This is a genomic window from Cryobacterium mannosilyticum, from assembly GCF_004402705.1.
GTDB classification, from domain to species: domain Bacteria; phylum Actinomycetota; class Actinomycetes; order Actinomycetales; family Microbacteriaceae; genus Cryobacterium; species Cryobacterium mannosilyticum.
Map to the genome: position 1 here is coordinate 85,518 of NZ_SOFM01000040.1, position 9,844 is coordinate 95,361.

The window sequence follows — 9,844 nt, forward strand, 5'->3', positions numbered from 1 at the left end:
CCGGTGCCGACTGGTATCGGGGCCGACTCGCGGGGCGGGTTCTCGCGGAGGCTCACTTGCGCTTCCGGCCACTCGGGAACGGCAGGAAGAGGGCCAGGACGAAGAGCAGGATCATCACGAGGATGACGATCAGGTTGCCCAGCTGGATCTGGAAGGCACCCCACCCGAGATAGATCCCCGGACTGTCGAGACTGGCTAATATGCTGACGAAATCGTGCATGATCGGCTCCATTACCTGGAGGACCTGCCCCGGAGAAATCGGTCACCGGCACGTGGCCCTATACCCGCAACGGTATTCCCGAAGAGAGCGTCGGCCAGCATGGTTGACCCGGAAAAACTCTGAGACTATGCACAGGTAGGCGGCTCAGGACATCCGTTCAGGACATCCGCCCCGGACATCCGTTCAGGACATCCGTTCAGGACATCCGCCCAGAACCTGCGCTCAGGCGGACCGGGCACCCAGCTCGGCGCGGAGCGGCCAGTCCTGGCCGTCGAGGATGATCTGGGCGCAACGGCCGGTGATCGAGTTGACCACGATCGGAGCCATCAGGTTCACGGTCGTGCCGCTCTCACCCGGGTTGGTCACCACGAGCACGAGGGCGTCGGCCGGGTCGGACAGCTCGAGCGAGCCGGCCTGGTCGTCGCTGATCACGGGGGAGTAGTCGGGAAGGTAGACCGAGGCATCCAGCACGAACAGGCGGGTGCGCTGGTCGGTGGCGGACTGCAGCGTGAAGAGGCCGGCCGCGCCCGGGATCTCGATCAGCGCGAACTCGGTCAGCGGCGCGAGTCCGGGAGGTGGGGAGACGAAGGTGAGGGTGGCGTTCATCGGGGCTGTTCTCGCTCGGTTCGTAGTCATCGGAGGAAGTCCATCAGGGTCGGCTGGAGCACCTTGGCGGTCACGGCGAGGGCCGATTGGTAGGTGACTTCCTGGAGCTTGAGGTCGAGGATCGCCTGGCCGAGGTCGACGTCTTCGATCGAGGAGCGCTGCGCCTCGAGGGCCCCCTTTTGCTTCACGAGGGTGTCTCCGGCCTTCTGGATCTGGCCCTGGCGCACGCCGACGTCGGCCTGGGCGGTGAGCACGGTCTTCATCCGGGCGTCCACGTCGGCGAGGAAATGACCGATGTTGGACGGCAGTGTGGGCGGCGTGGTGGCCGTGCCCGGCGTGCCGCGCAGGGCGGCGCTGATGTTGTCGATGAGCGTGAACACCGAGGTCGCGTTCGTCGCGTTCACGTCGAAGACCTCGCTGCCGTCGACGTCGACCTTGATGGTCGTGTCCGCGTCGATCCTGCGGTCGACACTGCCCGTGGTCGACCCGGTGAAGGTGTAGTCCGGCTTGAAGGCGACGCCGGCATCCGAGTTGCCGGCGAACACGGTGCGGCCGAGGTAGCTCGAGTTGGCCTGGCTGAGCAGGTCCTGTTTGAGGCCGTCGAGGCGCACGGCGATCGCTTCCCTCGCGGCCTGCGAGAGGGAGCCGTCGTTGGCGCCCTGCACAGTGAGGTCGCGCACCTGGTTCAGGAGGTCGGTGCTGTTCGAGAGGGCGGTGTCGGCAGTGGTCAGCCAGCTGTTACCGTTCTCGGCGTTGCGGCTGTACTGGGCTACGGCACGCTGGTCGGCGCGCACGGCCAGGGAGTCCGCGGCCTTGGCCGGGTCGTCCGAGGGGCGATCGATGGCCTTGAGCGAGGATGCCCGCTCCTGCAACTGGGCCATCCGGGCGAGGTTGGTCTGCAGGTTGCTCTGCGCCGAGCGCATCTGGGTCTGGGTGGTGACGCGGGAGATCATGGCTTACCTTCCTACCAGTCCGGTGCGGTTGATCAGGGTGTCGAGCATCTCGTCCACGGCCGTCATCACCCGGGCGGCGCCCTGGTACGCGTGCTGGAACATGAGCAGGTTGACGTTCTCCTCGTCGAGGTCGACCGAGGCGTTCGCGAGCTGGGCGCCGACGGCGGCATTCGAGGTGATGTCGGCGAGCGAGGCGTGCTGCAGCTCGGTGCGGGTCTTGACGGCGAAGCCGGTGACGAAGTTCGACCAGTCTGCCGAGGGGGACTGCACGAAGGTGGGCGGCGGGCCAGCGGATGCGACGGCCTTGCCGGCGCCGAGCTGGGCGAGCTTGTCCGCGTTGGAGCCGTCGGCGGCACCGACGCCCGGGGTGCCCGTGGCGATCCCGGCGGCGGTCGTCGGTACGACGGCCAGGCTCGCTGCGGCGTTGGTCGGGTCGTAGGAGAAAAAATCAAGACCCGCTACCGCATTCGGGGCAGAGGAGACAGACCCGGTCCGGTGGATTGCATTCACTTTGTCGGCAAGATCCTTGGCGAAAGTGTTGTACGACTCGGCGGCTTCGGCCAGGGCGCCTCCGGTTCCCTTTCCTGCGCCCGACGTCACGGCCGGGGCGAGCAAGGAGATTGCACCGGCCAGTTCGCCGCCGTCGACTGCGACCGGTCCGGCGGCCGGTTTACCGGCCCATTCGACGTGCACGGCGGGGCCACCCTCGGCCAGCGTGCGGGCTCCGACGGCCACGAGCTTCTGGGCCGAGTCGCCCGTGACCAGGGCGTTGCCGCCGACCAGCACGTCGACGGTGCCGTCGCCGCGGTCGACGAGCGTGCCGCCGGTGAGGGCGGCCAGGGTGGTGGTGAGCAGGTTGCGCTTGTCGAGGAGTTCGTTGGCGCCGCCGCCGGCGGTCTGCGCGTTGCGGATCTGCACGTTGAGCGCGGCGACCTGCTCGGCCGCGTTGTTGATTTCGCTGACCATGCCGTCGACACTGCCGCGGGTGGTCGACCACTGGTTGGCCACCGCCTGGAAGCCCTGGTGAATCTGGGTGGTGAGCACCGCGGCCTGGCCGAGCAGCACCCCGGCGGGGGCGGCGTCGCCGGCGGAGTTGGACACGTCGTGCCAACCCGCCCAGAATTCGTCGAGCTGGGCGGAGAGGCCGTTCTTGCCGGGCTCGTTCATCGACCCTTCGACCGCGGTCAGCGCGTTGGAACGCACGGCGGAGTATCCGGCGACGGCCGCGGAGGAGCGCACCTGGGCATCCAGTTGGGCGCTGCCGAGGCGGGCGACGCCGTCGACGTTGACGCCCTGGCCGGCCTGAACTCCGGCGCTCATCAGGCCGACGCGGCTGATCGCGTCGACCGACGACGTCGTGATGCGCTGGCGGGTGTAGCCCTGGGTGTTGGCGTTGGCGATGTTCTGGCCGACGACCTCGAGGCCCTTTCGAGCGGCGATCAGTCCGGTGTAGGCGGTGTTCAGTCCGCCGAAGGTGCTCACAGGATCTGGTCGAACAGTCGGGAGGCGGCGGTGCGCACGTCGGAGGTGCCGCGGGAGTCGTAGGTGTTCGGGTTCTGGTTCACGTTGGCCAGGGTCTCCTGGCTGGAGCGGGCGGCGGCCCGGAGCAGCTGCTCGTTGGCGTCGCGCAGTTCCTTGATCTGGGTGGTCAGCTCGCCGAGGGCTTTCAAGTGCGAGGCCATGATCTCGGTCCAGGGGCCGACGGGGGCGTGGGCGACGAGCTCGCGCAGCGTGGCGTCTTCTTCCGTTCCCCACTCGCTGGCCACTGCGGCGACCTCGACCGAGCGGGCCAGGCCGGCCTCGCGCACGTGGCCGAGAACCTGTTCCACCTCGCGGGTGCCCTGCTGGAGCCAGCGGGTCTTGCCGTTGGTGAGGAGAAGCTGTTCCTCGTCGAGCTTGAAGATCAGCAGTTCGAGGAGTTCCCGTTCGCGCCACAGCAACGCTGACAATTCATTGGCGCCCACGTGTCCTCCACCTGCCTCTCGATTCCATGCCGGGTGACACGCGTCAACGCGTGGACTCCGGCTTCTAAGAGGCACTATCGGCACGGTGGCAGCCACGGTTAGTGGTGAATGGGAAACAGACTGTCAGCCCGGCCCCGCACCTGTCCACCGAAAGGAGGACAAAATCCGCGGACCAGCGCGGCGGATGTGCCCCGTTGCGGGGTGATTCGCCCCGGACTGGGGGTCTGTTTCCCCATAGTGGGGGCAGCCGTTCCGCTTCCGCTGCGCGCCCCCCAATTACGTTTTAACAGGCGGCAGAGAAAACCTCCCGCTGGGGCCCGAAACCCCGCACTTCGTTCGACAACGTCCTCGTGCTTACCCGGCAAAACGCGCTCGACCTGGCTCGCCAGACTCGATCCGCACCCCGTCCGTTTGAGCTACCTGGAAGGTCCGTCGTGAATCGGGCAGAACGCAACCAATTGGTCATCGAGAACCTTCCGCTCGTGGGCTACCTCGTCTCCGAAGTCTGGGCCAAGGCACGCCACCTCTCCCGCGACGACCTGGCCTCGGCCGGAGCCCTCGCCCTCATCACCTCAGCGGATGCGTTCAACGCCGAACTCGGTGTTCCCTTCGGTGCCTTCGCCCGTCGTCGCATCATCGGCGCCTTCGCCGACGAGATGCGCTCCAACGACTGGGCTACCCGGATGGCGCGTCGCCGCATCAAGGAAACCCGCGCCGTGCAGGAGACGCTGGCCGCCGCCCTCGGCCGTGCAGCCTCGGTCGACGAGGTCGCCGCAGCCCTCGGCGTCGACCGCGAGACCGCAGCCGCGGGACTGGCCGACTCCGAGCGCACCCTTTCTACCCTCGACGACGCCACGGCCGAGTTCCTGGTCTCCGGCACCGAACTGCCCGAGGAATCCCTCCTCTCCGCCGAACGCCTGGCGTTCCTGCGCGCGGCGATCGACGCCCTGCCGGAGAAGATGCGGGAGATCATCCAGCAGGTCTACTTCGACGACCGCTCGGTCAAGGAGATCGCCGCCGAACTGGGGATCACCCACTCGGCCGTGTCCCAGCAGCGCGCGAAGGCCATCCGTTTGCTCCGTGACGGAATGGGCACCCACTACGCCGATGACGCCGAGGCCGAGTACGTGCCGGAGTCCCGCATCGCGCCGGCCCGGCGCAGCGCCTACCTGGCCCGGCTCGCCGACCAGTCCATGTTCGGCCTGGCCACCTCGGCTGGCGCGCTCTACGCGGCCGAGTCCGCTTAGCCCGAAAGTTTTTCCGCTGAACGGCTAACGCGATCCCGCCCGGGGCCGATAGCTCAAGGTGTCAACCCATGGATGGGTCGGCGCACCACCACCCACATCACGGAGGAACTCATCATGGGTATGCAGATCAACACCAACCTCGCGGCCAACAACACGTACCGCAACCTGGCCGCAACGCAGAACGACATGTCCAAGTCCCTGGAGAAGCTGTCCAGCGGCCTTCGCATCAACCGCGCAGCGGATGACGCAGCAGGCCTGGCCATCTCCGAGGGCCTCAAGTCGCAGGTCGGTGGCCTCACGGTCGCCAGCCGCAACGCCCAGGACGGCGTCTCGGTCATCCAGACCGCAGAAGGTTCCTTGAACGAGGTGCAGTCAATCCTGCAGCGCGTTCGTGACCTCGCCGTTCAGGCCGGCAACGACTCGAACAACGCCGACTCTCGTGGCGCGATCAAGACCGAGGTTACCGCGCTGGGCGCGGAGCTCACCCGAATCAAAGACTCGGCGAACTTCAACGGAACGAAGCTGCTCGATGGAACTGGTGGAGCGGCTGGAGTGCTGACTTTCCAGGTCGGCGCCGGAAGCACGGCTTCAGATCAGATCAGCGTGACCATGAAGAACCTCACGACGATTGCCGGCGATGTGACGGCCCTCGCCACGGCCGGGTTTGACAGTGCCTCGGCTGTAAATGGCGCGGCCGGCACTATCTCCAAGCTTGACGCTGCGATCACAGAGATCTCGACGGCCCGCGCCGACCTTGGTGCCAACCAGAACCGGTTCGAGAGCGTCATCAAGAACCTGGCCGTCTCCAAGGAGAACCTCACCGCTGCCGGCTCGCGAATCCGCGACACCGACATGGCGGAGGAAATGGTCAAGTACACCCGTTCCAGCATCCTCTCGCAGGCCGGTACCGCCATGCTCGCGCAGGCGAACCAGTCCGCTCAGGGCGTGCTGTCGCTCCTCCGCTAACCCGGAGTAGCTGAACCTTTCGGGAAACCGCGCGGTGAACTATGGCTGGTGGTGACCGAGAGATGAACTGGACCTCATCCCTCGGTCACCACCAGCCATTCACGTTTGCACCAGCACCACTCGCAACACTCGCAGCATCCGGCAAGATCGCACACTCGTAAGGAGGGCACGGCATGAGCAACGCCATCGACGGACTCGTCTCGGGTCTGAACACCACCGACCTGATCAACTCCCTGATGAAGGTCGAGGCCGTGCCGCAGGGCCTGCTCAAGGCCAAGGTCACCACCTCGCAGAACCTCATCTCGGCTTTGCAGGGGCTCAACTCCCAGATCTCGGCCCTGGGCGACCTCGCCGCGAAGGCCGCGAAGCCCGCCGGGCTCGACCTCTTCACCTCCTCCAGCAGCTCAGCGAGCATCACGACCTCTGTGTCGGCCGGGGTTGGCGCCGGGCAGCTCGACGTCGTCGTCGGTGCTCTTGCCCGCAGCCAGATCGATGTGTCGGCCGCGATGACCGCGTGGCCGGCCACCCCGGCCGTGCTCACGATCGTGTCGGGCGCCGTGAGCACCGAGATCTCGGCGGCGTCCTCGTCGCTCGACGACATTGTCACGGCCGTCAACGCCTCCGGTGCCGGCGTGACCGCCACCAAGGTCTCCTCCGGAGTCGACGGTGGCGGCGTGCCGCAGTATCGGCTCCAGTTCAGCGGCAACGCAACCGGAGCAGCAAGCGCATTCACCGTCTATCAGGGCACCAAGGCAGAGGTCACGGCCAACACCGCTCCCAATCTGCTGACCGCACCGGGTGCAGCCGTCATTCGCACGGCGCAGGACGCGAGCGTCACCCTCTGGGCGGGCACCGCCGCGGCGCAAACCATCACCTCGTCCACCAACACCTTCTCGAACCTGCTGCCGGGCGTCGCGATCAGCGTGTCCGCGGTCTCGACCGACCCGGTCACCATCAAGGTAGCCCGGGATGACGCGCAGATCGGCTCGATCGCCTCCGGCCTGGTCAGCTCGCTGAACGGCGTCTTCGCACTCATCTCCACGAAGTCCGTGGTGACGAACAGCACCAATGCCGCGGGGGCTGCCGTGCTCTCGCCCGGAGTGTTCACCGGTGACAGCACGGTGCGCGACGCTAAGCAGAAACTGCTGACCGCGGCATCCGCCCCCATCAACGGTCACTCGCCGTCGGAGTACGGCATCAGCATCACCAAGACCGGCACCATGGAGTTCGACGCGGCCAAGTTCGCGACTGCCCTCGCCAAGGATCCGGCCACGGTGAAGGCCGCCGTGACCGAGATCGCCACCCGGGTCGCCGCCGCGGCGAAGGCGGTGTCCGACAAGTACGACGGTCAGATCACCGCGAAGATCACCGGCCAGCAGTCCACGGTCAAAGACCTGGGCACCCGGATCGAGGCCTGGGACCGCAACCTGGCCACTCGCCGGGCGACCCTGCAAAGCACCTACACCGCACTGGAAACCCAGCTCAGCGCCATGAAGGCCCAGTCGTCGTGGCTGTCCTCCCAGGTCGCCGGGCTCAGCAGTTCAACCTCGAACGGATGATGATGGCAGTGATGAGCATGATGGGCGGAACCCAGGCCCGCCGGGCCCAGTTGAACCGCGAAGCCGTACTCTCGGCGACTCCGGTGCGTCTGCTGACGATGCTTTACGATCGCCTCCTGCTTGACCTGAACCGCGCGGAAGCCGCTCAGGTCGTCGAGAATTGGCAGGTCGCATCCGAGAACCTGATTCACGCGCAGGCGATCGTCTCCGAGCTGTCCACGTCGCTGAACGTTGCGGCGTGGGAAGGCGGGGAGGGCCTCTTCGCGATCTACACCTACGTGTCGAACTCGCTGATGAGCGCGAACATCCACCGTGACGTCGACCGCACCCGCGAGAGCATCGCGCTGCTCGAGCCGCTGCGCCAGACCTGGCACGAGGCCGCCGACCTGCTCCCGGCCCAGACCATGTCCGCTCACCTCGGTGGGGAACTCGGAATTGCCTAGGCAGTCGAGCAGCGCCGACGAGTGGCTCGAGGTGCTGAACCAGCTCGAGGCGAGCCTCGGTTCCGGCGCCCGCGACGCGGTGCTCGTCGTGCCGGGGGAGAAACCCTACCCCGGCGTTCAATGGCTCGCCCCCGAGCACCTCGGCCAGATGCCCGCCGAGTTCGAGGCGCGCGCCCGCCGCCTGCTCGCCGGCCAGCTGGAACTCATCCGCGAGATCGAGGATGCCCGGCGCTCGGCGAGCGTGCACCTCGCCGCCGTGCGCAACATCCTCTCCACCCAGCACACCGAGCACGCGGTCTACCTCGACGTGGCCGGCTGACCTGCCCGCCGGGCCACCCCGCTGGTCGTGCCTCTCGGCGGTCGTGCCTCTCGGTGGTCGAGCCTCTCGGTGGTCGAGCCTGTCGAGACCAGGTGTGTCCCGCGAGCCGTACCGGTGGTCGAGCCTGTCGAGACCAGAGCCGGCCCAGCCCGTGCCCGTTTCCGCAGCCCGCGCCCGCGGGCGCGGTAGCGTCCAGCCGTTCTCGTAGCGGCGACGGCGGTCCTCCGCGGAACACAGGATGCCGCCCCATGGTCTCTCTCGCGTCCTCCACATTATGGGTGTGATCAGGTTATCCACAGTCGATCTGTGAGACTCCTCCACGCCTGGGAATGTCGGTGGGTGCCCGTAAAGTGACTCGCATGACAGCAGCATTCATTGCCCCGCAGGAGGCGCTCGGCATCCGTTTCGATGCCATCGCCGCGGCCGAGCGTGAGATAGCGGCCGCGTGTGCGCGGCGGGCGGCGCTGGTGGATGAGGCGCGCCGGTTCAGCGAGGCCACGGCCGCGAGTCGGGCCGTGCCGGGCGGCCGGTGGTCGGCGGCGATGGTCGCGCAGCGGGAGTTCGTGAGCGAGCTGGCGGTGACCTTGCGGTTCCCGCAGCGCACCGCGGAGAACCTGATCGCAGAGAGCCGCGCCCTGGCCGATGAGTTGCCGGCGACCCGGGCCGCACTGCAGTCGGGGGAGATCAGTTACCGGCACGCGCAGGTGCTGATCGGGCAGGCGTGGACGGTCCCGCCGGCCGGCAAGGCCGCGTTCGAGGCCGCACTGTTGCGCACGGCCGGGCACCTGACCGCGTCCAAGCTCAAGTACAAGGCGCGGGTGCTTCGGGAACGGTTGCACCCGGAGACGATCCTGGCCCGGCACACGGTGTCCGTCCTCGACCGCACGGTGATGATCGAGGCCGAAGCCGACGGAATGGCATCGCTCTGGCTCTATGACTCCGCCGAACGAGTGCAAGCCGCCTACCTCCGGGTCACGGTCGCGGCGCTCAGCCTGCAAGGCGCCGACGAAACCCGCACCCTCAGCCAACTGCGGGCGGACGTGCTCACCGACCTGCTCCTCGACGGAGTCACCCCCGCCGGCGTGGGTGCTGGGATCCGGGCCACGGTCAACGTGACCGTGCCGGTGCTCACCTTGATGGGCCGGTCAGAGGAGCCCGGCCACCTCGAGGGGTACGGGCCGATCGATCCCGATACGGCCCGTCGACTCGCCGGCGGAGCGGCCGGGTTCACCCGGCTGCTGACCCACCCCGAGACCGGCGTCGTGCTCTCCGTCGGCCGGAACCGATACAAGGTGCCGAAACCGTTGAGGCGGTGGCTTCGACTTCGCGACGAGACCTGCCGATTCCCCGGCTGCAACAAGCCCGCGGCCCACTCCGACCTCGACCACTCCCTCGACTGGCAATTCGACGGCATCTCCGCCCACGACAACCTCGCCCACCTCTGTCCCTTATGCCGATATCGGCATAATTTGCATTATTCCGATGTCCGGATTATGCCGATGTTGAGGGTGGGTCCCTTGTGGCTGTTGGCATCGGAGTGGATGTTGTCGGCATAATCACAGGGCTT

11 protein-coding genes are annotated in these 9,844 nt (G+C 67.4%); 6 read left to right on the forward strand and 5 right to left on the reverse strand.

The genetic code is table 11. The features are described 5' to 3' along the window. Nucleotides 1–52 precede the first annotated feature (52 nt). From E3O32_RS17305 to E3O32_RS13005, 5 genes are all read right to left on the reverse strand, one after another. Entirely contained in the window at nucleotides 53–220 is a 168-nt protein-coding gene (locus E3O32_RS17305; RefSeq protein WP_166790852.1) for a hypothetical protein, read from the reverse strand. A gap of 222 nt (nucleotides 221–442) precedes the next feature. Next, nucleotides 443–856: a flagellar assembly protein FliW gene (locus E3O32_RS12990; RefSeq protein WP_241974935.1), complete on the reverse strand. Its 414-nt coding sequence runs from the start codon at nucleotides 854–856 to the stop codon at nucleotides 443–445. Further along, nucleotides 853–1,779 (reverse strand): flagellar hook-associated protein FlgL, encoded by a 927-nt coding sequence (gene flgL / locus E3O32_RS12995; protein ID WP_134510157.1) that lies wholly within the window; start codon nucleotides 1,777–1,779, stop codon nucleotides 853–855. The genes E3O32_RS12990 and flgL overlap by 4 nt, the downstream gene beginning before the upstream one ends. A gap of 3 nt (nucleotides 1,780–1,782) precedes the next feature. Continuing rightward, complete coding sequence (gene flgK / locus E3O32_RS13000) at nucleotides 1,783–3,261, reverse strand: flagellar hook-associated protein FlgK (protein ID WP_134510159.1); 1,479 nt, start codon at nucleotides 3,259–3,261, stop codon at nucleotides 1,783–1,785. Beyond that, the gene (locus E3O32_RS13005; protein WP_134510161.1) at nucleotides 3,258–3,743 is read right to left on the reverse strand and encodes a flagellar protein FlgN; all 486 of its coding nucleotides are present in this window, start codon (nucleotides 3,741–3,743) and stop codon (nucleotides 3,258–3,260) included. The genes flgK and E3O32_RS13005 overlap by 4 nt, the downstream gene beginning before the upstream one ends. Before the next feature lie 434 nt (nucleotides 3,744–4,177). Here E3O32_RS13005 and E3O32_RS13010 point away from each other — a divergent pair, with 434 nt between their 5' ends. The 6 genes from E3O32_RS13010 (at nucleotide 4,178) to E3O32_RS13035 (ending at nucleotide 9,833) form a co-directional block, all read left to right on the forward strand. After that, complete coding sequence (locus tag E3O32_RS13010) at nucleotides 4,178–4,990, forward strand: sigma-70 family RNA polymerase sigma factor (RefSeq protein WP_134510163.1); 813 nt, start codon at nucleotides 4,178–4,180, stop codon at nucleotides 4,988–4,990. A 114-nt stretch (nucleotides 4,991–5,104) separates the two neighbouring features. Then, nucleotides 5,105–5,956 carry a flagellin N-terminal helical domain-containing protein gene (locus E3O32_RS13015; protein ID WP_277612771.1) on the forward strand — a complete coding sequence of 284 codons (852 nt, stop codon included), beginning with the start codon at nucleotides 5,105–5,107 and terminating at the stop codon, nucleotides 5,954–5,956. Nucleotides 5,957–6,129: 173 nt separating this feature from the next. After that, complete coding sequence (gene fliD / locus E3O32_RS13020; RefSeq protein ID WP_134510165.1) at nucleotides 6,130–7,515, forward strand: flagellar filament capping protein FliD; 1,386 nt, start codon at nucleotides 6,130–6,132, stop codon at nucleotides 7,513–7,515. Next, a complete protein-coding gene (gene fliS / locus E3O32_RS13025) occupies nucleotides 7,512–7,958 on the forward strand; it encodes a flagellar export chaperone FliS (protein ID WP_338145202.1) in 447 nt (148 codons plus the stop codon). The genes fliD and fliS overlap by 4 nt, the downstream gene beginning before the upstream one ends. Beyond that, nucleotides 7,951–8,277: a hypothetical protein gene (locus tag E3O32_RS13030; RefSeq protein WP_134510167.1), complete on the forward strand. Its 327-nt coding sequence runs from the start codon at nucleotides 7,951–7,953 to the stop codon at nucleotides 8,275–8,277. The genes fliS and E3O32_RS13030 overlap by 8 nt, the downstream gene beginning before the upstream one ends. Before the next feature lie 359 nt (nucleotides 8,278–8,636). After that, nucleotides 8,637–9,833 (forward strand): HNH endonuclease, encoded by a 1,197-nt coding sequence (locus E3O32_RS13035; protein WP_166790853.1) that lies wholly within the window; start codon nucleotides 8,637–8,639, stop codon nucleotides 9,831–9,833. The last annotated feature ends 11 nt before the right edge of the window (nucleotides 9,834–9,844 follow it).

Bases quoted from the DNA above. Each gene is read 5' to 3' on its own strand.
- fliS (WP_338145202.1), top strand. From the start codon at position 7,512: ATGATGATGGCAGTGATGAGCATGATGGGCGGAACCCAGGCCCGCCGG.
- flgL (WP_134510157.1), bottom strand. From the start codon at position 1,779: ATGATCTCCCGCGTCACCACCCAGACCCAGATGCGCTCGGCGCAGAGC.
- E3O32_RS13035 (WP_166790853.1), top strand. From the start codon at position 8,637: ATGACAGCAGCATTCATTGCCCCGCAGGAGGCGCTCGGCATCCGTTTC.
- fliD (WP_134510165.1), top strand. From the start codon at position 6,130: ATGAGCAACGCCATCGACGGACTCGTCTCGGGTCTGAACACCACCGAC.
- E3O32_RS13015 (WP_277612771.1), top strand. From the start codon at position 5,105: ATGGGTATGCAGATCAACACCAACCTCGCGGCCAACAACACGTACCGC.
- E3O32_RS17305 (WP_166790852.1), bottom strand. From the start codon at position 220: ATGCACGATTTCGTCAGCATATTAGCCAGTCTCGACAGTCCGGGGATC.
- E3O32_RS12990 (WP_241974935.1), bottom strand. From the start codon at position 856: ATGACTACGAACCGAGCGAGAACAGCCCCGATGAACGCCACCCTCACC.